A 21,517-nucleotide genomic window follows, 5' to 3' on the forward strand; every position below is an offset into this window, starting at 1 on the left:
CGTGCCGCGCTCGGGGCGTGCATGCGCGCCGCCGCCACCCGAAGAACCCGCCGGGCCGGGCTGATCGAGCAGCCCGGCCCGATCGGTCACAGGCTCGCGAGGAGGTCGTCGAGCGGGTCCGGTGCCCGGTCGGCTTCGAGGGCCTCGACGAGGAGGCGCCCGTAGCGGATCTTGCGCCCCTTCTTCGTGCCGAAGAAGCGCCGCAACTGCTGCTGCCGGGGCCGACCGTGTTGGGCGGGCTGGCGCACGAAGGTCTCCCAGGAGCGGAGGTCGCCCTCGACCCGGAAGACCTCCTCGATCCTCGCGGTGCCCAGCGCGCGGATGAGTTCGTCCTCCAGGTCCGCCACGCACACGAAGAAGCCCTGCCGCGGCGCCCCGGCCCGTTCCAGCGCCCGGTCGTAGAAGGGTTGCTCGCGCTCGTCGCACAGTCCCGTCAGGCGCAGGCCGAGGCCGGGCGGTCCCAGGAGGTCGGTGTACCGGGCCACGCTCATCGCCCCGCCCATCGGTACGACGCACACGCCCTCGGCGGCGAGGTCGCGGCCGCGCCGCTCGGCGAGCGCCTCGACGGCCGCCAGGTCGCTGGGGCCTTCCAGCAGCACCGCCGTCCGCACGTCCAGGTGGGCGGCCAGCTCGCGCGCGGCCCGGCCGGTACCGCCGCTCGCCCAGTCGTCGACCGCTTCCCGGAACGCCCGCATGTCCGCCATGGGGCGAGTCTGCGCCTTCGCCGGCGCGGGGGCGCGGCATTTTCGGCGGCGGTCGACAGCTGACGGCCGACAGGCGACCGCCGACAGCCGACCGCCCGCCGTCCCGGGCGGCGTGCCGGGGCGGCGGGCGGTCGCGTCTTTCGGGGCGTCTCAGCCGTCGGTGCAGATCACGTCGTACGGGCGGCCGACCGCGATGGTCAGCTTGATCGGGTCGGTGGTGCCGGAGGGGCACTCGGCCTGCGTCTTGACGAGGCCGAGGACCTTCTGGGCGCCCGAGCCGCCGCAGGCGACCTCCTTGGCCTGGGAGGTCACGCAGTCGCCCTTCACCAGCTGGCCGCCGCCGGCGCCGGCGTCGCCGGGGTGGTCGCCCGAGAGGTTGCGGCCGCAGACCGTGTTGGTGGGGATGCCGCTGCCCTTGCCGCCGTAGGAGATGCTCACGTCGATCATCAGGTCCGTGCCGGGCGGGCACTGGACCCCGCCCGGGAAGATGCTGGCTTCCTTGATGTCGATGGCCTTGAAGGTCGCCCCGGAGTCGGAGCAGCCCTGCCGCTTGTACCCGTCGGGTGCCTTGGCCGGGTCGGGGCCGCCGCAGTCGCCGACCTTCCAGGCGCTGGAGGTGTCGGAGGAGGACTCGGGGGATCCGGGGTCCTTGGCGGTGGGCTTGGCGGAGGGGGAGGCCGAGGGGGACGCCGACGGCTTTCCGTCGTCCTTGCGGGACTGCATGAAGAAGTAGCCGCCGACGACGAGCACGGCGAGCACGATGACGGCGACGACGTTGCCGCCCGAGCGGCGTCTGGGGGCGGGTGGCGGCGTTACCTGGTACGGGTTGGCCATGATGCGGGCTTCTCCTGCGGGGAACGTGGCGGGGACGGGGTGTGACGCACGCGAACGGTGACGCGTCATGTACACCTCATGGTTCCACTCCGGCGGCCTGCGGGTGGCCGGATTCTTCGGGTCCGCCCCCTGCCCCGCCGGGCTCAGAGGACGGCCACCGGGGCCACGGGGGTACCGGTGCCGCCGACGAACGGTTCCGGCATCGCGGAGAGGAGGAACGCGTACCGGTTCTCTTCTGCACAGGCTGTGGACAACTTTTCGAGGTTCCAGTTCTGGCCCTGGTGCATGCCCATCTCGACCAGGTCGAGGGCGTGCACGGGCAGCCACAGGTTCTCGATCTCCGGCGGGAAGATCTCGAAGGTCAGGGTGTCGTTCGCGACGGCCGCCACGTCCCGCGCGTGGAACCACTCGGGCGTGCGGATCGACAGCCCGGGCGAGGGGAAGCCGTAGCCGTGCTTGTCACCCGCCAGGTAGACCTGGATCTGACCGGTGCGGACCAGGACGACGTCCCCGGGGCGGACGGTGACCCCGCCGAACTCCGCGGCTTCGTCGAGGTCCCCGGGGGTCACCGCGTGGTCGCCCGGCAGCCGGTCCAGCCCCTTCGCGCGCGCCACGTCGAGGAGCACCCCGCGCGAGACGATGTGGCCGGCCTTGTCTATGCCGCTGAACTCGGCGCGGCCGTGTGCCGTGATGGTGCCGGCCGGGCGGCCGTTGTAGATCTTCCCCGAGTGCGAGACGTGGGTGAGGGCGTCCCAGTGGGTGCCCGCCTGGAGGCCCATGCTCACGGCGTCGTCGCTGCACGCCACCGTGCCGGGGCCGAAGAGCTCCTGGTTGATCTGCACCATCGTGTGGAGCGGGTTGATCCGGCCGGGGATCATGCCGACCTGGACCCCGTCCTCCTTGAGCGGGAGGGCGAGCGGGATCCGGCGGCCGGTACGGATCTGTGCCGCGGCGCCCCGGACCACCTCGTCGGTGATCAGGTTCAGGGTGCCGATCTCGTCGTCGGCGCCCCAGCGCCCCCAGTTGTTGACGCGCTTGGCGATGTCGTGGAACTCGGCGGGCAGGGTCATGGGCGTCGACAGCTCCTTGCGTGGATGCGGCGGTTACGGCAACAACGAGGGCTTGTGCAGGTGCATCTGACTACCCATAGAATCTAACGGTCCGTCAGAAATCGCGGGAAGGGGCCGGGCGTGGGGAACTTCTTGGCAGGCAAGGTCGTCGCCGTCACCGGCGCCGGCCGGGGCATCGGGCGGGCCGTGGCACTCGCCGCGGCCGCCGAGGGCGCCAAGGTCGTCGTCAACGACTACGGGGTCGGGATCGAGGGCGCGGAGCCCACCAGCGAGATCGCCGAGGCCGTGGTGAAGGAGATCACCGAGCTCGGCGGGGAGGCCGTCGCCGTCGCCGACGACATCTCCACCATGGCGGGCGGCCAGCGCCTCGTCGACACCGCACTCGCGCGGTACGGCCACATCGACGGGGTCGTCTGCGTGGCCGGCATCCTGCGCGAACGGATGCTGTTCAACATGTCCGAAGAGGAGTGGGACCCGGTCGTCGCCACCCACCTCAAGGGCACCTTCACCGTCTTCCGCGCTGCCTCCGCCGTCATGCGCAGGCAGGGCACGGGCACCCTGATCGGCTTCACCAGCGGCAACCACCAGGGCTCCGTCGCCCAGGCCAACTACAGCGCCGCCAAGGGCGGGATCATCTCGCTCGTCCGCTCCGCCGCGCTGGGCCTGGCCAAGTACGGGGTCACGGCCAACGCTGTCGCCCCCGTCGCCCGCACCCGCATGTCCGCGGGGGTCCCCATGGAACTCAAGGAGATCGGCGAGCCCGAGGACGTGGCGGCGCTGGTCACCTACCTGCTCAGCGACCAGGCCAGGGCCGAGGACATCACCGGGCAGGTCTACACGATCGCCGGCCCGAAGATCGCCGTCTGGGCGCAGCCGCGCGAACTGCGCGCCGGATACGCCGAAGGCTCCTGGACACCGGAGAAGATCGCCGACTTCCTGCCCGGCACGGTGGGCACCGACCCGATGCCGATGCTCGCGCAACTGGAGGCCATGGCCAAGGCGGCGGCAGCCAAGGACCGCCCCAACGCGTAGGACCGACCGACCGGACAGGAGCAGGGGGAGCGGCGTGGACTTCAGCTTCGGGGCCGAGGACGAGGAGCTGCGCGGGCGCGCCCGCGCGTGGCTGGCCGAGCACCTCGTGGGCCCGTACGCGCAAGCCCTCGGCCTCGGCGGGCCGGGCAGCGAGCACGAGGGGGCCGGAATCCGGCGGGCGTGGGAGCGCGAGCTCGGCCGGGGCGGCTGGATCGGGCAGGGCTGGGAGGCCGACGGGTGGGGAAACCGGCGGCTGTCCCTGACCGGCCAGGTGGTGTGGGCCGAGGAGTACGCGGCCCTGCGCGCGCCCGGCCGGGTCGGCCACATCGGCGAGAACCTCCTCGCCCCGACGCTCATCGCCCACGGGTCGCCCGAGCAGCAGGACCGTTTCCTGCCCGGCATCGCGCGGGGCGAGGAGCTGTGGTGCCAGGGCTACAGCGAGCCGGGCGCCGGGTCCGACCTCGCGGGCATCCGTACGGCCGCGGTACGGGACGCGGCCGACGGGCGGTACCGGGTGACGGGCCAGAAGATCTGGACCTCGCTGGCCCGGGACGCCGACTGGTGCTTCGTGCTCGCCCGCACCGAGCCCGGCTCGCGCAGGCACCGGGGGCTGTCGTTCCTGCTGGTCCGCATGGACCAACCCGGCCGCGTCGAGGTCCGGCCGATCCGGCAGATGTCGGGCACGAGCGAGTTCAACGAGGTGTTCTTCGACGGGGCGGTCGCGGCCGAGGTCGTCGGCGCCGAGGGCGACGGCTGGAGGGTGGCCATGGGCCTGCTCGCCCTGGAGCGCGGCGTCTCGACCCTGGTCCAGCAGATCGGCTTCGCGGCCGAACTGGAGCGCGTCCTGGCCGCGTACGCGGCGCGGGTCGCAGCCGGCGCCGGGGACCCCGTCCTGCGGGAGCGGCTGGTCCGGCAGTGGGCCGAGCTGCGCACGATGCGGTGGAACGCGCTGCGCACCCTCGGCTCGGGCTCGGGCTCGGGCGCGGGCGCGGGCTCGGGCGGCGGCGCGGGCTCGGGCGGCGGCGCGGGCGGCGCGGGCGCGCCCAGCGTGGCCAAGCTGCTGTGGGGAGGCTGGCACCGGCGGCTCGGGGAGCTGGCGGTGGAGGTCCGCGGCGCGGCGGCCACGGCCGGGCCGGCCGCCTGGACGCCCGGGCTCCCGTACGAACGCGGACTCGACGAGGAACAGCGCCTGTTCTTGTTCACCCGCGCCGACACCATCTACGGCGGCTCGGACGAGATCCAGCGGAACATCATCGCCGAGCGCGTGCTCGGCCTGCCTAAGGAGTCCGGTTGAGAGGCGTCGTGTTCGACGGCAAGCAGGCTCAGGTGGTCGACGACCTGGAGATCCGGGACCCGGGGCCGGGGGAGGTGCTGGTCGCGATCGGCGCGGCCGGGCTGTGCCACAGCGATCTGTCGGTGATCGACGGGACGATCCCCTTCCCCCCGCCGGTGGTGCTCGGGCACGAGGGCGCGGGGGTCGTGGAGGCGGTGGGCCCGGGCGTCACCCACGTGGTGCCGGGTGATCACGTGGCGCTGTCCACCCTGGCCAACTGCGGGGCGTGCGCGGACTGCGACCGGGGCCGGCCGACGATGTGCCGCAAGGCGATCGGGATGCCGGGCCAGCCGTTCTCGCGGGGCGGGACGCCGCTGTTCCAGTTCGCCTCCAACTCGGCCTTCGCCGAGCGCACGCTGGTCAAGGCCGTGCAGGCAGTGAAGATCCCGACCGACATCCCGCTGACCTCGGCGGCGCTCATCGGCTGCGGGGTCCTCACCGGAGTGGGGGCGGTACTGAACCGGGCGCGGGTGGACCGCGGCGAGAGCGTGGTCGTCATAGGCACCGGCGGCATCGGGCTGAACGTGCTGCAAGGGGCCCGGATCGCGGGCGCCACGACGATCGTGGCGGTGGACGCGAACCCGGCGAAGGAGGCGGTGGCCGGGCAGTTCGGCGCCACGCACTTCATCGACGCGTCCGCCGTCGCCGACTCCTCGGCGGCGGTCCGCGAGATCCTGCCGACCGGCGCCGACCACGCCTTCGAGTGCGTGGGCAACGTCAAGCTGATCCGTCAGGCGATCGACCTCCTCGACCGGCACGGGCAGGCGGTCCTGCTGGGGGTGCCCGGCTTCCGCGAGGAGGCGTCGTTCCTCGTGTCGTCCATGTACCTGGACAAGACGATCATGGGCTGCCGGTACGGGTCCTCGCGCCCGCAGCGCGACATCGCGCTCTATGCCGAGCTCTACCGGCAGGGCAGGCTGCTGCTGGACGAACTGGTGACGGAGGTCTACCCGGTCGAGGACTTCGCCGAGGCCGTGGACGACGCCCACCACGGGCGGGTGGCCAGGGGCGTGCTCACCTTCTGACCCGGCGCCGCCGGTCCCCGGAAACGGCTCGGCTCCTGCGCCGGCGGGTGCGAACCCGCCGGCGCAGGAGCCGTCCACCGTGTCACCGTCAGTCGAGGACGTCCGGGATCGGGTCGGTGTTGCCGCGCTGCAGTGCCGCCCCGGAGCCGGCACTCGAACCGAGCGCCCAGTCCATGAGCTTCATCGAGTCCGCGTAGCGCTCCTCGTCGTTCAGCAGGACGCCGATGACGGTCTTGCCGTTGCGGGTCGCGGAGTAGACGAGGCACTTGCCCGCGGCGGAGCCGGTGCCGGTCTTGACGCCGATCGCACCCGGGTACGCGTAGCCGGTGGGACGCTCCCTGATCAGCAGGTTGCTGTTGCCCCACGTGGCGTCGGTCGAAGTGCCGCCCGTGCTGTAGGTCTTCGCGCCCACGATCTTCGGGAAGGTCACGCCCGACATCGCGTACTTGGTGAGCTTCGCCAGGTCGCGCGCGGTGGTGACGTTCTTGCCGGTCGGCGAGATGCCGTCGAAGGAGTCGTAGACCGTCTTGGTCATGCCCAGCGACTTCGCCTTGGCGTTCATCTGCGCGATGAAGTCCGCCGTGCGGGCCTGCGTGGTCGCGCCCTTGCCGAAGGTGTCGGCGAGCGCGTAGGCCGCGTCGCAGCCCGACGGGAGCATCAGCCCGTACAGCAGCTGGCGGACCGTCGGGGTGGAACCCACCTTCAGGTGGGCGGAGCTCGCGCCCTCGCGGGCGACGTAGTCCAGGTACTCCTGCTTGATGGTGATCTTCTGGTCGTAGTTCAGGTTGGGCGTGCGCATCACGACCTGGGCGGTCATGATCTTCGTGGTGCTCGCCCCCTGCCGCTGGGTGTCGGCGTCCTTGCTGGCGAGCGTGGCCCCGCTGGTGCCGTCGATCAGGATCGAGCCGGCGGCCGTGACGGGAGGTGCGGCGACCGGAGCCGCCGACGAGGACGGCGTGGCGGCCACCAGGAGGGCTCCGGTGGCGACCGTGACGGCAACGGCGCCGCGCGTGCGGCGCATCAGGTTCAGTATCAAATCAAATCCCCGCGTATCCGAAGAATTCCGAAGGGGTTGGAACACCGAGGTGCTCCAGCCCCTGGGGAGCTTACGCAGCGGACGGGCGCGGGGACATCGAACTGCCGCAGGAAGACCGGCGGGCCGGCCCGTCGGCTCGTTTCGCCGATTCGGTTCGCCGACCCGGTCCGTCAGTCGGCGAGGCGTCCGAAGCGACCCTTGTGGAAGAGGAGCGGTTCGCCCTCGCCGGCCGCACCCATGGCCACCACCCGCCCCACGACGATGAGGTGGTCCCCGCCGGTGTGGACGGCCTGGATGCGGCAGTCGATCCAGGCGGGCACGGCGTCGAGCTGCGGCGATCCCGTGACGGGGGCGGGCGTGTGGGTCACCCCGGCGAACTTGTCCGCGCCGCTGACGGCGAAGGACCGGCACAACTCGCCCTGTTCGGCACCGAGGATGTTGACGCAGAACACCCCGGCGCGGGCGATCCGCGGCCAGGTGGTCGACGTACGGGCCACCATGAAGGTGACCAGGGGCGGGTCGAGGGACAGCGAGGCGAACGACTGGCAGGCGAAGCCGGCCGGGCCCTGAGCGTCCTCGCCGGGCGGTGCCGTGATGACGGTGACCCCGCTGGCGAAGTTCCCCAATACGGCCCGGAACTCGGCGGGGGACACCGGCGCGCGCTCGTCCTCGCCGACCGCGCGCAGGTCGGGACGCGGCAGGGCGTCGACGGACCCGGCTTCCCGCTGCGCCGAGGCGGAGGTGGGGGAGCCCACTGACCTGAGGTATCGGACGACGGTGGCCGCCATCCCTGCGTGTCCCATCACACTCACGATTGAAGCTGACGATGCGTCAGATAGGAAGGGTGGTGCGGGATCCGGCCTTGTTTGAACATGTTCAAGTCGGGTGTATGGTGGGGTCGAAGGGCCATTGAACGCGTTCAAGTGAGTTGAGTTGAGGTGGGTGTCGTGGCGGGGAGGGCATGCGAGCCGGGTGTGGAACGCCCCTCGTGGTGGGCGTCGGCGCCCGGAGCCGAGGCCGTGTTCGCCGTGGAGATGATCGTCGGCCTGACCGTCTGGGTCGCCGTGCCGGACTCCGGTGACACCTATGGCCAAACGGTATGGGCGCTTGCGGTCGTCTTCCTGTTCCTGGTGCTGAGCGTGCTCGCCCCCGTGGTGTTCCTGGGCCTCGGCCTCCTGCACGCCCTGGTCTTCACCCGGCCGGCCCTCGCCCTCGCCCGCAGGACCGGCCGCGCCGCAGCCGCGGTGGCCTGGCTCTGCTCGGTGTCAGCGGTGTCCGCCCTGCTCGCCCGGTTCGCCGGAGCCCCGTACCTCGAGGCCCTGGCCTGGATCGCGGGCATCGGTGTGCCGCCCCTGCTGGTGGCCCACCTGGCGCACCGGTCGGGAACGCGGCCCGGCACGCTGGTGGCGAGGGCGGGCATCGCCACTCCCGTACTCGTCCTCGTGGCAGCCGCGGTCGTGGCGGCCATGAGCGACGCCGGAGCCTTCAAGACCTACGAGCCACCGACCCTGGTCCGCGCCCAGTACGTCGGCGAGTGGCGCGGGGACGACGGCGACGGGGCGGTCCGGCTGTACGAGGGCGGCGACGCAGCGGTCGAACGCGTGGCGGTGCACCACTTCGACGGTTCCGTCACGTACTGCACTGCCACCGGCACCTGGACGGAACGCGCAGACGATCCCCGAACCGGGACGCGGGCAGGGGTGGAGATCGACGTGAGCCACTGCTCCGGATGGGAGAAGACCTGGCAGGTGACCGGCACCGCGGCGCGTCCGGCACTGTTCCACCTGGTCGGCGACCCGGACGCCGGGGACGTACGGATCCTGCGCCGCACCGGCACGGTGGTGACGCCCCCACACGGGTGAAACCGGCCGGCCGGGCGGCTCCGCGGGCCCCGGCGCGGGTGGAGGCTCGGCATCGTGGCAGCGACCTCGTACCGCCGCCGTACTCCCGGGAGGACCCATGCTCGGCACCGACTTCACCACCGGATCACCCAACTGGCTCGACCTCGGCAGCCCCGACACCGCGGCGGCCGCCGCGTTCTACGGCGCCGTCCTCGGCTGGGAGTTCGTCTCCGCCGGACCGGAGGCGGGCGGGTACGGGTTCTTCCAGGTGGACGGCAAGACCGTCGCCGCACTCGGGCCGCTCACCGAGGAGGGGGCCGGCTCCGCCTGGATGCAGCACTTCATGACCCCCGACATCCAGGCCACCGCCACGGCCGTCACCGCCGGCGGCGGCACGGTCCGGATGGAACCCATGGACGTCATGGGGGAGGGCTGGCTGGCCCAGTTCACCGACCCGCAGGGCGCCGAGTTCGCCTGCTGGCAGCCCGGGAACACCGCCGGGCTCCAGCTGACCTCCGCCGACAACTCGCTGGTGTGGACGGAGCTCCACGTGCCGGACCCCGTCGCCGACATCTCCTTCTACGCCGGGCTGTTCGGCTGGCGCAGCGCCGAGATGCCCGCACCCGGAATGACGTACCGGGTGCTGAGCACCGCCGACGGTGACCAGCAGGACGCCTCCTTCGGCGGGGTCGCCCCCTTCCTGGGGGAGGGCGGGGAGGAGCAGGCGCGCTGGGTGCCGTACTTCGCTTCGGCGGACGTCGACGCCACCGTCGCGGCGGCCAGGGCGGGCGGCGGGACGGTGGTCATGCCGGCCACCGACCTCCCCGAGGTCGGCCGGATCGCCTGGCTGGCCGACCCGGCCGGAGCGGTGTTCGCGCTGCTCAAGCCCGACCCGCGGATGTAGTGCGCCGTCGCGCGCGCCGGGGCGCCGGGGTCAACGGCCGAGGTACTTGGGCGTACGGCGCTCCACGAAGCTCGCCACGCCCTCGTTGGCGTCGGCGGTCGTCATGTTGATCTCCTGAGCGGTGGCTTCGGCGGCCAGCGCGGCCGCCCGGTCGCCGTCCAGGGAGGCATTGACCAGCTGCTTGGTCATGGCCAGGGCCCGGGTGGGCCCCTGGGCGAGCCGCTCCGCCCACTCCCGTGCCGTCGCCTCCAACTCCTCGGCCGGAACCACCCGGTTGACCAGGCCCAGGCGCTCGGCTTCGGAGGCCGGTACGGCGTCGCCGAAGAACATCAGCTCCTTGGCCTTCTGCGGGCCCACCAGCCGGGGCAGCAGGTACGCTCCCCCGCCGTCGGGAACCAGGCCGCGACGGACGAACACCTCGATGAACCGGGCCCCTTCGGCGGCGATCACGAGGTCGCACGCGAGGGCGAGGTGGGCTCCGATGCCGGCGGCCGTGCCGTTGACGGCGGCGAGGACGGGCTTCTCGCAGTCGAGGACGGCGGTGATCAGGCGCTGCGCGCCGAGGCGGATCATCCGGGCGACGTCGCCGGCGATGCGTTCCCCACCGGCAGCGGGGCCGCCGCGCAGGTCGGCGCCCGCGCAGAAGCCCTTGCCGGTGGCGGTGACGACGACGGCCCGCACGGCCGGGTCGGTGGAGGCCTCGGCGAGCAGCGCGACGACGCGCTCGCGCTGGTCCCAGGTGACGGCGTTCATCGCCCCGGGGCGGTTGAGGGTGATCCACGAGACGTTGCTCTCGATGCGGTGGAGGACTTCGTCCTCGGGGGCGGCGGTCATGGGCCTGGCTCCCTTCGTGGTCGGTGGTTGCGGCCGTGGCCGGGTGCCGTGGCCGGGTGCCGGTCGCCGCTGCGCGGAGCCTGCCCCGCCCCGGACCCCGTACGTGCGCTTCGCGCCCGTGCCCTCAAACGCCGGGCGGGCTGGATCCTTCAGCCTCGCCGGCGATTGAGGCGCGGGTCCGGGCGGAGCCCGGGAAACGGCTCGCGGGGCCGGTGCAGCGTCAGCGGCAGATGGCGAGGGCGTCCAGGGCCACCGCCCCCTGCCCCCGGGGGAGGACCATCAGGGGGTTGATGTCCAGCTCGGACAGCTCGTCGCCCAGTTCGAGGGCCATCCGCTGGATCCGCAGGACGACCTCCACCAGGGCGTCCACATCGGCCGGGGGCGCCCCCCGTACGCCCTCCAGCAGCGCGTGCCCGCGCAGCTCCCTCAGCATCGCCCGCGCCTGGTCCTCGCCGAACGGCGGCACGCGGACCGCCGCGTCGTGCAGGACCTCCACCAGGACCCCGCCCAACCCGACGGTGACGGTGGGGCCGAAGAGGTCGTCCTGGGTCACGCCGACGACCATTTCCACGCCCCGCTCCACCATCTGGCACACCAGGATCCCGTCGAGCGGCACGTTCTCGTAGCGCGCGATGTCGGTCAGCTCCCGGTACGCGTCACGGATCTGGCTCGCCGAGGTCAGACCGATCTTCACCAGGCCGAGTTCCGTCTTGTGGCCCAGCTGCGGACCCGAGGCCTTCATCACCACCGGGTAGCCGACCAGCCCGGCGGCGCGGACGGCCGCCGCCGCGCTGGTCACCAGCTGCTCGCGGGGGACCCGTATCCCGTAGGCGCGCAGGAGCTGCTTCGCCGCGTGCTCGCTGAGCTGCTGGGACGGCCGCATGAGGGCCTGTGCCTTGCGGTACGAGGGCGAGGGCGTGCGCGGTGCGTCCTCGAAGGGGGAGCGGTAGCGGGCGGTGAAGCGGTGGTGGCCGAGGTAGGCGCGTACGGCGGTGATGCAGTTGCCGAAGGTACGGAAGGTGGCCACGCGGGAGGAGCCGAGGAGGGTGGTGCGGTAGGCGTCCTCGGTGCCGACGGGGGAGCCCCAGATCACGCAGATCAGCTTGTCGCTCTGCTCGGCGGCGTCCACCAGGTCCTGGGCGAGCTTGTCGCTCATGGGCGGGAAGGGGCCGGTGATCGGGCAGATCAGGACCCCGACGGCGGGGTCGGCGAGGATCGCGTCGATGATCTTGCGGCCGCGCCAGTCGCCGACCGGGTGGCCGCCGTTGTCGACGGGGTTGGCGACGTTCAGGTACTCGGGGATCCACTGGTGGAGCTCGTCCTGCTTGGCCTGCGAGAGGGCGGGCAGGGTCAGGCCCGCCTCCGTGGCCAGGTCGGAGAAGTGGGCCCCGGTGCCGCCGGAGATGGAGTAGACGACGACCCCGTCCGCCGTGGGCCTGCGGGCCCGGGCGAGCAGTGCGGCGGTGTCCTGGAGTTCGTCGAGGCCGTCGACGCGGATGACGCCGAACTGGCGCATGGCGGCGTCCACGACGGTGTCGGCGCCGGTCAGCTTCCCGGTGTGGGAGGCCGCCGTGCGGGCGCCGGTCTCGGTGCGGCCCACCTTGACGGCCACGACGGGGACGCCGTTGCGCGCGGCGTGGTCGGCGGCGAGCAGGAAGGACCGGCCGTCCTTGAGGCCCTCCACGTAGCAGGCGATGGCCCCGACTTCGGGCTGCTCGGCGAAGTAGGAGATGAAGTCGGAGGTCTCCAGGTCCGCCTCGTTGCCGGTGGGTGCCCAGTGGGAGAGCCGGATGCCCAGCTCCTGGAGGGTGTAGACGGGTCGGCCCTGGTGGCCGGACTGGGTGATGAGGGCGATGGCCGGGCCGTCGAGGTCCTCGCGGAACTCCTGGAAGGCGTTGAGGTTGGTGTTCGGGCCGAGCAGGCGCAGGCCGGAGCCCCGGACGGCGGCGCCGAGCCGTTCTTGGGCGGCGGCTCCCGCGTCGCCGGTCTCGGCGAAGCCGGAGGCGAAGGCGACCGCGAACTTGACCTTGGTCTCGGCCAGTTCCTGGATGACGGGGAGCGGGTCGGCGACGAGGAGGACGGCGAGGTCCACCTGTTCGGGCAGGTCGGCCACGGAGGCGTGACAGGTCAGCCCGAAGACGGTGGGGCGGGTGGGGTGCACGGGGTGGATCCGGGCGCCGACGCGCTCCGCCCAGGCGATGAGCTGGCGGGTGATGCCGGTGTTCGGCCGGCCCTCCGCGTCGGAGGCGCCGATGACGGCCACGGATTCGGGTCGGAAGAACCGGTCCAGGTCGGGGACCTCGGCGTGCAGCGGTCGTCCGCTGACGTCCAGGGGGACCGCGTCGTCGGCGGAGGGGGCCGCCGACGAATGGACGGCGGTCCTGGGAGACTCCCCGCAGGCCTCGACACGTGCGCGGAAGTCGGTGGTGAGGGTGCCGTGAGTAGATCCAAGCATCGTTGCCGCCCGCTCCTGCTCGATGAACCTCGATGGAACTCGATAACTGACGTGTAGTCAGATTACTGAACTGACGTGCCGTCAGGAACAGGGCTGCGCAGGAAAGGTGTGGAGGTGGTGTGTTGAATCCTCCCCTCCCTGAAGGGAGGGGATTCTTCACCCTCCAGGGCTGATCGGGGATTTCTGGCTCAGGCAGCCACCCGGGGCAGCGCCCCAGGCGGTCTTACGCCCTCGGCACCAGCCGGGTTGAGACCAGCCCGGACCAGCATCACGCGGGCGGAGTTCTTGTCCCTGGGGGACACGGCTCCGCACACGGTGCAGGCATAGGTTCGTTCCGAGAGGGGGAGTGCGTGCTTGGTTCTCGCTCCGCACTGCGCGCAATCCATGGTGGTGTGCGCGGGGTGTACTAGGTGCACGGCACGGCCGTGCTTTCGGCCCATCTCGACCAGGGCCGTCTTCGTCGCGGAGATCGCCGCGTCGGCCGCCTTCCGCGCCATGGTGGACTTGGCGAGGAACTTCGGGCGGAAGTCCTCCACCGCCAGGGCGTCGTGGTTGCGGACCACACGCTTGGCCCATTTACGGCCGGTGTCCTGGCGCTGCCGGGCCACCTTCTTGTACAGCTTCGCGACTCGCCTCTTCGCCCGCTCGTAGCCCTTCGAGCAGGGCTTGCCCTTCTTCGGTTTTCGGCGGGCCATCATCCGCTGGTAGCGCGCGAGGCCGACGGCGGCCTTCTTGCCGTGCTCGGAGTGCGGGAGGTCGTGGGCATCGCTGGTGGTGGTCGCGGTCTCCTTCACACCCCAGTCGATACCGATCACCGCGCCGGTTTCCGCAAGCGGCTCGACCTCGGCGGGGACGACGAACGAGCAGTACCAGTGCCCGAGACTGTCCCGGTAGACACGCACGGAGGTCGGGTCGGCAGGGAGGCCGCGCGACCACACGACCGTCAGGGCGATCCCGCCCGCCAGGTGCAGATTCCCGTCCTTCAACCGAAAACCGCGCCGGGTGTAGTTGAGGGACGGCAGCGCCTCCCGCTTCTTCTTCCACTTCGGCATCCCGGCCCGACGCGCCATGGGCAGTCGTGCGCGGATGTCCTTCTGCGCCCTGGCCTTGGACTTGCCGAAGTCCCGGATCAACTGCTGCTGCGGAACCGAGGATCCATCCCGAAGCCAGGTGTTCTTTGAAGCTGCGCCATCTTGAAGTGGCTGGTCAGGGTGCTGGTGTGATGTCGTTTCGGGGTGCTCGTGCTGGTCGTGGGCGGCAGTCTGGGGTGTAGATCGTCTGGCAGGAGTGGGTTTGTGGATTCCCGTCCGTCGTCGCGGGTGCCGCTCCTACGCTCCGGCCCATGATGGATCCCGAGGTGTTGGAGCGGATCGCCGCGCGGCGTGCGGAGCTGTCGGAGGTGCGAGCTGAGCGCGATGAGCTGGCCGTGGCCGAGCGGGTGTGGCAGCGGATGAGCGAGCAGCTCGCCGACGAGCGCACGGAGGCCGGGTCGCCGGTGGTCCAGGTGGCAGGTCGGGCGGTGCGGCTGGTCCCGGACCATGGTCCGGGGGTGGCTGAGTCCGCACTGCCGGCGGAGTATCAGCGCATCCTGACCGCGGTGCGGCAGGCCGCCGGCCCGGTCTCCACCCGGCAGCTCGGCAAGTTGCTGGGCTTGGACACCGGGGTACGGGGCAAGCTGGAGCCGTTGCGCGGGAAGCTCACGAAGCTGGCCGACCGCGGCTGGCTGCACAAACGACCCGATGGGAAGTTCACCACCCGCCCGTGAACGGTCCGCACGGAGATCGGGGCGTAACCAAGGTGCCCCCGGCGGCTGTTGGAATTGTATGACGAAAACCAAAGAGCACGCTGGGGACACTGTGTCCCTCGTCTACCAGTGCCGCCTGCCGCTGTCCACGCACACCCTGAACTACCTCTCCGACCTGCTGCGACGCCATCTCAAAGCGATACGGTCGAGGTGGCGGGCGCTGCCGCCCGGGAGGATCGCGGTGATCGTCTTGGCTGTGCTGCGGCACGATCAGCGCCTGGCCGACATGGCCGGCGGCAACGACATCTCCGCCACCACCATCCGGTGCTGGCGCGACGAGCTGATCCACCTGCTGGCCGCGAAGGCCCCTCGCCTGGACCGCGCCCTGAAGAAGATCGCCCGGCAGGGCGGCGAGGTCGTCCTGATCGACGGCACCCTCATCCCCACCCAGCGCCGTACCGGAGAGGCGAACCGCCCAAATTACTCCGGCAAGCATCGCCGCCACGGCCTGCACGTCCTCGCGCTGACCGACGAGCGGGGCCGTCTGGTGTGGATATCGGCCGCCCGGCCCGGCCGCACCCACGACATCACCGCCGCCCGCCGCGACCGCATCCTGGCCCACCTGCGTGCTGCCGGCCTCGGCGCCCTGGCAGACCTCGGCTTCCTCGGCCTGGACGATCCCGTGGTCGTCACCGGCTTCAAGGCCACCCGCGCCCGCAAGCTCACCCCCGCCGAGAAGGAGGCCAACCGGGTCCTGGCCGCCGGACGCGTCCCCGTCGAACGCGGCTTTGCCCACCTGAAGAACTGGCGGATCCTCACCAAGCTCCGTACTGACCCCGCCCGCGCCACCCACCTGTTTCGCGCGCTGCTCGTCTTGACGAACATCGAGGCCACTACAGACAATTGATCTCTACCGCGGGCCTGCCGCCCCGCGCACCGGCGTTGGTACAGTCCGCGATCATGGCGAGAAACACCTGGCTGACCAGGACTTCGGGTGGGGGCGCGCTGCTGTTCGCAGTGCTGGCGATCTGGACACTGCTGCTGCGGGCGGGTATGTCCGCGTACCGGCCGGACGTGGCCGTACTCGGGGCCGTGGCTCTGGTCCTGGGCGCCGTATGGGTGTGGTCGGGTTCCCGGCCGGTCCGCGTTGCGGCCCCTCAGCAGGCCGATCCCACGCCACCGCCCGCACACCTGCCCGTCGAGCCGCAGTGGATCCGCCGCATCACACCGTGGCTGCTGGGCGTGGCCGTGATACTGCCCGCCCTGTCCGTGGCGACCGAGCTGGCGATCCGGCCGGACGGCGACGACCTCAGGCGCATCGCCGCGATACAGAAGGCCGGCGCCGAAACCGCCGAGGGCACGATCGTCGACGTTCACCGGCTGACGAGAGACGACCCGAAAGTCGCGATGTCCAGCGGTGACGTGACGGTCGAAGTCCCCGTCCTCGCCCCGGACGGTCACCGGGTCACCGGGCGGGTCGCGGTGCTCAACGGCCACTTCGGGATGCGGGGAGGGGGGAGCAGGCGCAGCTCGCCCAGACCCGTGATCGTCCTGTACGCCCCCTCGGCACCCGAACTCGGCGGCGTGGTGGACTACTCCGGCCAGATCGGCCGGTACGCGGAGACGGACTCCCCGTTCGCGCTCTCCCTGCCGCCCTATCTCACGGTGGCCGCCTTCGTTCCCGGCGGCCTCCTGCTGTACATCTGGGTGCTGCGCGTGACCTGGTACGCCCCGAAGGCCGACGCCGCCGCTCGGACCCTCCGCGAGGACGCGGCCGGCGGATCGGCCCTGCCCGCCGTCCGTGCACGGATCACCTCGGCCCGGCGCGGCGACCACGTGTCGCTCGGCGACGTCGACGGCACCGTCCGCGTGACCTCGGACCACAAGCTGCGCTTCGCACTGGAGGACGGCTCCGAGGTACTGGCCGCCAACCGCGGCGGCCCGCCCCACGCGCTCTCCCTGCTCGCGGCCACCATGGGCGAACGGCCGGGCTGGCTGTGCGGCGCCCGCAACTGGCGCCTGATCAGGAACAACCAGCCGGTCGTCTTCGTCACCGACGAAGGCGAGGCGGCGTGGCTGGAACTGGACCGCGCCGACTTCGAGCGAATCCTCGCCCCCGCGACCCCCGTACAGCCCGACCCAAATCGCCGTACCGTCCTCGCCCCCACCCCCACCACCGTGCTGCCGGGCGCCCACTGGCCCTGGCTCGGCGGCCTGCTACTGTCCTACGCCCTCGCCACCTACGTCCTGATGGTCCCGATGTCCTGGGGCGCCGCACTGTCCACGACCGCAGCCGCCGCAACCACCGCCGTCGCCGCCTTCGTCTTCCTGGCCCGCCGCCGAGCGGCCCTCACGGACCGCCTGGGCCACTGGGAAGTCCACGAAACCCGCGACCCGGAACTGGGCCCGGCCTAGTACTGAGTGAGGTTCACCGGGTTGCCGTCGGGGTCTTGGATGTGGGCGACGCGCTGTCCCCACGGCATGTCGTTGGGGCCGCTGCGGACCGAGCCGCCCAGCGCCTCCACCCGGCCGAGCGTCTCGTCGACATCGTCGACACCGATGCTGAGCAGGATCCGCGACGCCGCCCCGGTCCCCAGGTTCGCCTTGGCCACCAGCCCGAGGTCGGTGTCGCCGATGCGCAAGCCGAGGTAGAAGGCCGGGCCTTCCGCCGGTACCCGGAAGATCTCCTCAGCGCCGAACAATTTCGTATAGAAGCCGAGCAGAACGTCCTGGTTGGCAGTAAAGATCACTGGCTGGATGGTGGACATGGTACTCCTGCCGAGAACGGTCGTGTTGGCTACATAGGTGAGAACCAGGTTCTGGCACAGATCTTGGGGAGTCGTCGCGGAGCGTTACCCCGTTGTTCGATTGCGAGGAGACGCTTCGCGTGAGACCGCGTACGCCTTGGCATCCCTCGATCAGAATTGACGCTCCCTCAGGTGCCTGCCTGCCGCTGCTGCGCTCGGTTGTGGGCGGTGATGGTGCTGGTCATGCAGACCGATGCACCGTTCTGGGACTCGCTGGTGTTCGACGGGATCGACGATGTGGACGTCGAGGCGGTGACGGCCGCGTTCGGCACAGTCGAGGTGATGGCGAGAGGCCGCGCGGTGGGGGCGGCATGTCCGGACTGTGGTCGCTTCTCGGACCGAGTCCACGACCGGTACCAACGCAGGCTGAAAGACCTTCCGCTCGCTGAACGGGGCTTCGTGATCCTGCTGACGGTCCGGCGCTTCATCTGCGGAGCGGCGGACTGCCCGCGCCGGACGTTCGCCGAGCCGTTCTCACGGCTGGCCGTCCCTCACGCACGGTTTACAACGCGGCTCAACCGCGCCCTGGAGCGGGTGGGGCTCGCGCTGGCCGGGCGGGCCGGGGCCCGGCTGGCCGCCCAGCACGCCGCGTGTGCTGGGCGTGGACGACTTCGCGATCCGTCGCGGCCAGACCTACTCCACCGTCTTGACCAGCGTCGAAGACCATCGCGTGGTCGATGTGCTCCCGACCCGCGAAGCCGGGCCACTGGCCGCCTGGCTGATCCAGCACCCAGGCGTGGAGATCATCTGCCGGGACCGAGCTGGCGCATACGCCGAGGGCGCCCGCCGCGGCGCCCCCGGCGCTCTGCAGGTCGCCGACCGGTTCCATCTGTGGCAGGGCCTCGGCCGAGCCGTTGAGACCTGCGTCGCCGCCCACCGCGACTGCCTGCGCAGCCCGTCGCCCACCGGCACACTGCCAGGCGCGACCCGTCCCGACCCCGCTCGGCCGCAGGACGACTCGGCACCTGTCGGCCGGCGGGCCGAACGGAAGAAGGCAGCACACGCCCTGGTCCACGAGCTCCTCGCCCAAGGCCACTCACGCCGGGCGATTGCTCGGCACCTGGGCTGGGGTCTCAACACCGTGCTCCGGTACGCGAACGCCGCACGCTGGCAGGACACCTTTCGCGAGAACCGGCCCCGGTCCAGCAAGCTGGACCCCTACAAGCCCTACCTGGAGCGGCGATTCGCCGAGGGATGCACCAGCGTCACCCGACTGCACGGCGAACTCATTGCCGCCAACGCGCCCGTCACCTACCAGATGGTCCGCGCCCACATCGCGACCCTCCGCAGGACTCCGGCCGACGCGGCACCGCGGCCGCCGTCGGTGCGGCAGGTGACCGGCTGGCTCACTCGCCACCCCACCGCCCTGACCGAAGATGACCGCGCCGGACTGAAGGGCATCCTTGCCCGCTGCCCTGAACTTGACACGGCCTCCAGGCATGTCCGCGAGTTCGGCGAGATCCTCACCGGACGCCTCGGCGCCACACTCCCCACCTGGATCGATGCCGTCGACGCCAGCCAGCTACCCGGCCTCACCGGCTTCGCACTCCATCTGCTCCGAGACCTCGACGCAGTGACAGCCGGTCTCACTCTCAACTGGAGCTCCGGCAGTATCGAGGGAGCCGTCAACCGCATCAAGAAGATCAAGCGGCAGCTCTATGGCCGCGCCGGATTCGAACTTCTCCGAAAGATGATCCTGCTCCAGTAGCACTACGAGACGCTCCCCAAGAGCTGCGCGAGAACCGAGAAGTACTGCGCAGGTCAGATACCTTGCAGACATGACCAGAGTGTTGCCTACTGACGTTGCTCACGTACTGGACACCGTTTTGAGCATGGTGGTGGACCCAGGTCTCGCGCTGCATCGGCAGATGCGGCATCTCCGACTGGAGAAGTGCTGTGCGTGCGGCTGCGGTTCGACGTACTTCAGTCTCGATGCGGACGGTGTTTCACCTGCACCCGCGCTTACGGGCACGCAGGTGGTGGCCGACATGGAACTGTTCGGCGCGGACGGAGAGACCGCCGGCGAGGTTCTGGTGTTCGCCGAGGACGGGTATCTGGCGTGGCTTGAGGTCTGCTCTTGGAGCGAAGACACCTTCACACTGATCGACGCACACCGGATCCTGTGCCCATGCGATCGATGAGTGCCGGATGAGCGACCAAAGGGGCACTGAAACAGGGGGCCCTGGGCTCGCGCCCCTCCCCCTGTAATCGAACGGCACCGTCGCTCTCCGCGACCGCTCCCCAAGATCTGTGCCAGAACCGAGAACCAGGAACAGTTGTTGCCGCGTTCCAGGAACGGTGATGGGTGGTTGGCGCCACGGATGTTGGCGAGAAGTAGGGACAGTGACGCCAACCTACGAGGGCAGCGTCGTGTCAGGGTTAGTGATCACCCCTTACGATCACGTCAATGTCGACCACACCCTCCATCCCTGTCCTGCGCGGCGGCGGCGCCGTTCTCCGTCACGAGGACGACGCACTGACGCTGCGCCGCAGGGACGAAGAGCTACTCATCCCCCTGCGGGCCATCCGCGACGTCATACCGAACCGTCGTGCCGTATCTGTCGAACTGCGGGTCCCGGCCGGCGGCACGCCCGTTACGTACCGGATCGATGGTGTCAGCGAGGCTGCCGCAGACCTGTTCGCGATGGCGGTGGGCACGGCCCTGGCCGAGTTGCCGGAGCCGGACCCGTCCTTCGATGGCGCGTCGCTCGTGACGACCCGCTCGTTGCGCCCTCCGTCCCTCAGCGCCGGCGCGAAGGCGCAGGACATCGCCTCGCTCGCGATCGCGTTCGGGCCTGGTGTCGTCACGCTCATCCTGACCTGCGTGCTGGTCGTCATGAAGGGAGAGGCGGGCATGCTCCTCCTCGCGGTCCCCGCGGGACTCGTGACCGTGCTCTTCAACGTCGCGAGTGCCGCCGCGACGTACGGGACCTTCCAGATGTGGCTGTTCCCGCGGCACGCCATCACGGTGATGGCCTTGCGCACCCGTCCATACACCGGCAAGGCGGAGGAGTACGCGTACACGGACTCCAGCGGCCAGACCCACAGCTGCTACCGGAGCAACTTCGCGAGCCAGATCGAGATCAGCTAACACCCGGACAGCCCCGGCCACCCGGGCGTTGTCCGTCGCCCCTTCACACGTGTGGCAGCCACCATCGGGACCTTGCTGCTGTGGGCCGTCACGGCGGGCCTCATCTTCGTGGCGATGATGGCCTCCACCATGTGACCACCGTGCGCGCAGTGCAGGACGTCGTGACCGCACGCAGCGACAGGCCGGCCTTTGCGTCACGGCAGGTGGCCGCGTACAGATCGGCTTCGGCAGCACCAGGTCCCTGCGCAGCACGATCATGGTCCCGAAGCAAGCACCGAGGTGTTCTCGAATCTCATCTCAGCGACATCACTCTCCCGCAGAACCGGGCGTTTCTGGCGCTGAGCAACAGACGTTCCTGGAACTTGCCTACAAAGCCAGTCGTGTCGCTGGGTAGACCGTTCGAGGACAGTGAACTCATCGGTACAACCACCCCGCCGGACGATCTACAACACAGACTGCCGCCCACGACCAGCACGAGCACCCCGAAACGAGGTCACGCCACCCCGCTGACCAGCCACTTCAAGATGGCGGAGCTTCTTTGTTCGGGCCTCGGTCAGCATCTTGTCGAGCTGGGCCGGACCACAGGTCTGCTTGTCGACGCCCTCGGGCCGGTCCTTGTTCCACAGGTGCGTCTGCTTCGACTTCGCGCAGCACTCGTTCCACACCCAGCGACACCGGTCCCACTCCGCCGTCAGGGCGGCGAGCGCAGTGGACGACACGCGCACGCGGAAGGTCCACCGGGCATGTCCGGAATCCCCCGCCATCTGCGTCGTCACCATCCCAACAACCTATCCCCGACCAATGACA

At 70.9% G+C, this 21,517-nt stretch carries 21 protein-coding genes and 1 pseudogene; 12 read left to right on the forward strand and 10 right to left on the reverse strand.

The window, feature by feature from the left end; genetic code table 11:
* Window positions 1-86: 86 nt before the first annotated feature.
* From ACIQK6_RS37535 to ACIQK6_RS37545, 3 genes are all read right to left on the reverse strand, one after another.
* Complete coding sequence (locus ACIQK6_RS37535; protein ID WP_402696932.1) at window positions 87-704, reverse strand: TOPRIM nucleotidyl transferase/hydrolase domain-containing protein; 618 nt, start codon at window positions 702-704, stop codon at window positions 87-89.
* 150 nt (window positions 705-854) lie between these two features.
* Window positions 855-1,538, reverse strand: a complete 684-nt coding sequence (locus tag ACIQK6_RS37540) for a hypothetical protein (protein ID WP_329100856.1) — start codon at window positions 1,536-1,538, stop codon at window positions 855-857.
* A gap of 143 nt (window positions 1,539-1,681) precedes the next feature.
* Window positions 1,682-2,608 carry a cyclase family protein gene (locus ACIQK6_RS37545; protein ID WP_329100858.1) on the reverse strand — a complete coding sequence of 309 codons (927 nt, stop codon included), beginning with the start codon at window positions 2,606-2,608 and terminating at the stop codon, window positions 1,682-1,684.
* Between the two features lie 120 nt (window positions 2,609-2,728).
* Here ACIQK6_RS37545 and ACIQK6_RS37550 point away from each other — a divergent pair, with 120 nt between their 5' ends.
* The 3 genes from ACIQK6_RS37550 to ACIQK6_RS37560 are packed head-to-tail and all read left to right on the forward strand — an operon-like array spanning window position 2,729 to window position 5,998.
* A complete protein-coding gene (locus tag ACIQK6_RS37550; RefSeq protein ID WP_329100860.1) occupies window positions 2,729-3,640 on the forward strand; it encodes an SDR family oxidoreductase in 912 nt (303 codons plus the stop codon).
* Between the two features lie 34 nt (window positions 3,641-3,674).
* On the forward strand, window positions 3,675-4,934 hold the full coding sequence (locus ACIQK6_RS37555) for an acyl-CoA dehydrogenase family protein (RefSeq protein WP_402696934.1): 1,260 nt from the start codon (window positions 3,675-3,677) through the stop codon (window positions 4,932-4,934).
* Complete coding sequence (locus ACIQK6_RS37560) at window positions 4,931-5,998, forward strand: Zn-dependent alcohol dehydrogenase (protein WP_329100864.1); 1,068 nt, start codon at window positions 4,931-4,933, stop codon at window positions 5,996-5,998. The genes ACIQK6_RS37555 and ACIQK6_RS37560 overlap by 4 nt, the downstream gene beginning before the upstream one ends.
* 88 nt (window positions 5,999-6,086) lie before the next feature.
* Here ACIQK6_RS37560 and ACIQK6_RS37565 read toward each other — a convergent pair whose 3' ends face one another.
* The gene (locus ACIQK6_RS37565; RefSeq protein ID WP_329100866.1) at window positions 6,087-7,019 is read right to left on the reverse strand and encodes a serine hydrolase; all 933 of its coding nucleotides are present in this window, start codon (window positions 7,017-7,019) and stop codon (window positions 6,087-6,089) included.
* A 185-nt stretch (window positions 7,020-7,204) separates the two neighbouring features.
* Window positions 7,205-7,822 carry a flavin reductase family protein gene (locus ACIQK6_RS37570; protein WP_329107839.1) on the reverse strand — a complete coding sequence of 206 codons (618 nt, stop codon included), beginning with the start codon at window positions 7,820-7,822 and terminating at the stop codon, window positions 7,205-7,207.
* A 159-nt stretch (window positions 7,823-7,981) separates the two neighbouring features.
* Between ACIQK6_RS37570 and ACIQK6_RS37575 the strand changes: the two genes are divergently transcribed.
* Both ACIQK6_RS37575 and ACIQK6_RS37580 read left to right on the forward strand, forming a co-directional pair.
* The gene (locus ACIQK6_RS37575; RefSeq protein WP_329100867.1) at window positions 7,982-8,896 is read left to right on the forward strand and encodes a hypothetical protein; all 915 of its coding nucleotides are present in this window, start codon (window positions 7,982-7,984) and stop codon (window positions 8,894-8,896) included.
* 97 nt (window positions 8,897-8,993) lie between these two features.
* Window positions 8,994-9,779, forward strand: a complete 786-nt coding sequence (locus ACIQK6_RS37580; RefSeq protein ID WP_402696937.1) for a VOC family protein — start codon at window positions 8,994-8,996, stop codon at window positions 9,777-9,779.
* 30 nt (window positions 9,780-9,809) lie between these two features.
* On the opposite strand, the gene ACIQK6_RS37585 is transcribed toward ACIQK6_RS37580, so the two are convergent.
* The 3 genes from ACIQK6_RS37585 to ACIQK6_RS37595 all read right to left on the reverse strand — a co-directional run bounded on the left by ACIQK6_RS37585 (window position 9,810) and on the right by ACIQK6_RS37595 (window position 14,369).
* The gene (locus ACIQK6_RS37585) at window positions 9,810-10,613 is read right to left on the reverse strand and encodes an enoyl-CoA hydratase-related protein (protein WP_329100871.1); all 804 of its coding nucleotides are present in this window, start codon (window positions 10,611-10,613) and stop codon (window positions 9,810-9,812) included.
* Between the two features lie 220 nt (window positions 10,614-10,833).
* On the reverse strand, window positions 10,834-13,068 hold the full coding sequence (locus ACIQK6_RS37590; RefSeq protein WP_329100873.1) for an acetate--CoA ligase family protein: 2,235 nt from the start codon (window positions 13,066-13,068) through the stop codon (window positions 10,834-10,836).
* 188 nt (window positions 13,069-13,256) lie between these two features.
* A complete protein-coding gene (locus ACIQK6_RS37595) occupies window positions 13,257-14,369 on the reverse strand; it encodes an RNA-guided endonuclease InsQ/TnpB family protein (RefSeq protein WP_402696969.1) in 1,113 nt (370 codons plus the stop codon).
* A 41-nt stretch (window positions 14,370-14,410) separates the two neighbouring features.
* On the opposite strand from ACIQK6_RS37595, the gene ACIQK6_RS37600 reads away from it, so the two are divergent.
* Genes ACIQK6_RS37600 through ACIQK6_RS37610 form a run of 3 tightly spaced genes read left to right on the forward strand, consistent with a single transcriptional unit; the run spans window position 14,411 to window position 17,227 of the window.
* Window positions 14,411-14,833: a hypothetical protein gene (locus ACIQK6_RS37600; protein WP_329100875.1), complete on the forward strand. Its 423-nt coding sequence runs from the start codon at window positions 14,411-14,413 to the stop codon at window positions 14,831-14,833.
* 58 nt (window positions 14,834-14,891) lie between these two features.
* Complete coding sequence (locus ACIQK6_RS37605) at window positions 14,892-15,719, forward strand: transposase family protein (RefSeq protein ID WP_329100876.1); 828 nt, start codon at window positions 14,892-14,894, stop codon at window positions 15,717-15,719.
* Between the two features lie 53 nt (window positions 15,720-15,772).
* Window positions 15,773-17,227: a hypothetical protein gene (locus tag ACIQK6_RS37610; RefSeq protein ID WP_402696939.1), complete on the forward strand. Its 1,455-nt coding sequence runs from the start codon at window positions 15,773-15,775 to the stop codon at window positions 17,225-17,227.
* On the opposite strand, the gene ACIQK6_RS37615 is transcribed toward ACIQK6_RS37610, so the two are convergent.
* The gene (locus ACIQK6_RS37615; protein WP_402696940.1) at window positions 17,224-17,580 is read right to left on the reverse strand and encodes a VOC family protein; all 357 of its coding nucleotides are present in this window, start codon (window positions 17,578-17,580) and stop codon (window positions 17,224-17,226) included. The two genes, ACIQK6_RS37610 and ACIQK6_RS37615, sit on opposite strands and share 4 nt — an antisense overlap.
* 321 nt (window positions 17,581-17,901) lie before the next feature.
* Between ACIQK6_RS37615 and ACIQK6_RS37620 the strand changes: the two are divergent.
* The 4 genes and pseudogenes from ACIQK6_RS37620 to ACIQK6_RS37635 form a co-directional block, all read left to right on the forward strand.
* Window positions 17,902-17,991, forward strand: a pseudogene (locus tag ACIQK6_RS37620) (hypothetical protein); the annotation flags it as partial.
* Window positions 17,992-18,211: 220 nt separating this feature from the next.
* Window positions 18,212-19,327 (forward strand): transposase, encoded by a 1,116-nt coding sequence (locus ACIQK6_RS37625; protein WP_402696941.1) that lies wholly within the window; start codon window positions 18,212-18,214, stop codon window positions 19,325-19,327.
* Between the two features lie 70 nt (window positions 19,328-19,397).
* Window positions 19,398-19,760, forward strand: a complete 363-nt coding sequence (locus ACIQK6_RS37630) for a hypothetical protein (RefSeq protein ID WP_327380642.1) — start codon at window positions 19,398-19,400, stop codon at window positions 19,758-19,760.
* Between the two features lie 266 nt (window positions 19,761-20,026).
* Window positions 20,027-20,710: a hypothetical protein gene (locus tag ACIQK6_RS37635; RefSeq protein ID WP_402696942.1), complete on the forward strand. Its 684-nt coding sequence runs from the start codon at window positions 20,027-20,029 to the stop codon at window positions 20,708-20,710.
* 443 nt (window positions 20,711-21,153) lie between these two features.
* Here ACIQK6_RS37635 and ACIQK6_RS37640 read toward each other — a convergent pair whose 3' ends face one another.
* Window positions 21,154-21,489 (reverse strand): hypothetical protein, encoded by a 336-nt coding sequence (locus tag ACIQK6_RS37640; RefSeq protein WP_402696943.1) that lies wholly within the window; start codon window positions 21,487-21,489, stop codon window positions 21,154-21,156.
* Window positions 21,490-21,517 lie beyond the last annotated feature (28 nt).

Source organism: Streptomyces sp. NPDC091682 (genome assembly GCF_044756625.1).
Lineage (GTDB): Bacteria > Actinomycetota > Actinomycetes > Streptomycetales > Streptomycetaceae > Streptomyces.

What these genes read in the sequence shown, in the direction of transcription:
- ACIQK6_RS37630 (WP_327380642.1), top strand. Translation starts at nt 19,398, where the DNA reads ATGACCAGAGTGTTGCCTACTGACGTTGCTCACGTACTGGACACCGTT.
- ACIQK6_RS37640 (WP_402696943.1), bottom strand. Translation starts at nt 21,489, where the DNA reads ATGGTGACGACGCAGATGGCGGGGGATTCCGGACATGCCCGGTGGACC.
- ACIQK6_RS37570 (WP_329107839.1), bottom strand. Translation starts at nt 7,822, where the DNA reads ATGGCGGCCACCGTCGTCCGATACCTCAGGTCAGTGGGCTCCCCCACC.
- ACIQK6_RS37545 (WP_329100858.1), bottom strand. Translation starts at nt 2,608, where the DNA reads ATGACCCTGCCCGCCGAGTTCCACGACATCGCCAAGCGCGTCAACAAC.
- ACIQK6_RS37610 (WP_402696939.1), top strand. Translation starts at nt 15,773, where the DNA reads ATGGCGAGAAACACCTGGCTGACCAGGACTTCGGGTGGGGGCGCGCTG.
- ACIQK6_RS37590 (WP_329100873.1), bottom strand. Translation starts at nt 13,068, where the DNA reads ATGCTTGGATCTACTCACGGCACCCTCACCACCGACTTCCGCGCACGT.
- ACIQK6_RS37580 (WP_402696937.1), top strand. Translation starts at nt 8,994, where the DNA reads ATGCTCGGCACCGACTTCACCACCGGATCACCCAACTGGCTCGACCTC.
- ACIQK6_RS37565 (WP_329100866.1), bottom strand. Translation starts at nt 7,019, where the DNA reads ATGCGCCGCACGCGCGGCGCCGTTGCCGTCACGGTCGCCACCGGAGCC.
- ACIQK6_RS37585 (WP_329100871.1), bottom strand. Translation starts at nt 10,613, where the DNA reads ATGACCGCCGCCCCCGAGGACGAAGTCCTCCACCGCATCGAGAGCAAC.
- ACIQK6_RS37600 (WP_329100875.1), top strand. Translation starts at nt 14,411, where the DNA reads ATGATGGATCCCGAGGTGTTGGAGCGGATCGCCGCGCGGCGTGCGGAG.
- ACIQK6_RS37635 (WP_402696942.1), top strand. Translation starts at nt 20,027, where the DNA reads ATGTCGACCACACCCTCCATCCCTGTCCTGCGCGGCGGCGGCGCCGTT.
- ACIQK6_RS37615 (WP_402696940.1), bottom strand. Translation starts at nt 17,580, where the DNA reads ATGTCCACCATCCAGCCAGTGATCTTTACTGCCAACCAGGACGTTCTG.
- ACIQK6_RS37605 (WP_329100876.1), top strand. Translation starts at nt 14,892, where the DNA reads ATGACGAAAACCAAAGAGCACGCTGGGGACACTGTGTCCCTCGTCTAC.
- ACIQK6_RS37540 (WP_329100856.1), bottom strand. Translation starts at nt 1,538, where the DNA reads ATGGCCAACCCGTACCAGGTAACGCCGCCACCCGCCCCCAGACGCCGC.
- ACIQK6_RS37535 (WP_402696932.1), bottom strand. Translation starts at nt 704, where the DNA reads ATGGCGGACATGCGGGCGTTCCGGGAAGCGGTCGACGACTGGGCGAGC.